Genomic DNA, 442 nt, shown 5'->3' with positions numbered 1-442 from the left:
TATTTAAGCAACTTAATAATTTAATTAGTCCTACTGAAGGTGAGCTATATCTAGATGGCAAAAATTACAATGACTATTCGCCAGAAGAATTAAGATCACGTGTAAGTTATCTTATGCAACAAAGTGGCTTAATAGGTTCAACGATTGAACATAATATGAAATTCCCTTGTGAGGCAAGAGGGGATAAGTTTGATAGGGAAAAAGCAAAACAACTTATTAAACAAGTCGGACTGGGAGATTATGACTTAGATGCTGAAATTGAACATATGTCTGGTGGGGAACGTCAAAGAATTACGATTGCACGTCAATTAATGTATGAGCCAGAAGTGTTACTATTGGATGAATCGACAAGTGCACTAGATACTAAGAACAAAGAAAATATTGAAAATATTATCTTTGATTTTGCTAAAAAAGGCGTAGCCATTCTTTGGATTACTCATAG

The 442-nt window shown here is 33.9% G+C and carries 1 protein-coding gene; it reads left to right on the top strand.

All coding sequences use genetic code 11. The features are described from left to right. A partial coding sequence (locus HZY83_RS07800) for an ABC transporter ATP-binding protein (RefSeq protein ID WP_179943477.1) occupies positions 1-442 on the top strand: 442 nt, incomplete at both ends.

It is taken from the genome of Gemella sp. GH3, from assembly GCF_013415425.1.
GTDB lineage: Bacteria > Bacillota > Bacilli > Staphylococcales > Gemellaceae > Gemelliphila.
The sequence above is the reverse complement of the archived record's forward strand: the minus strand, read 5'-3'. Positions and strand labels throughout refer to the sequence as shown.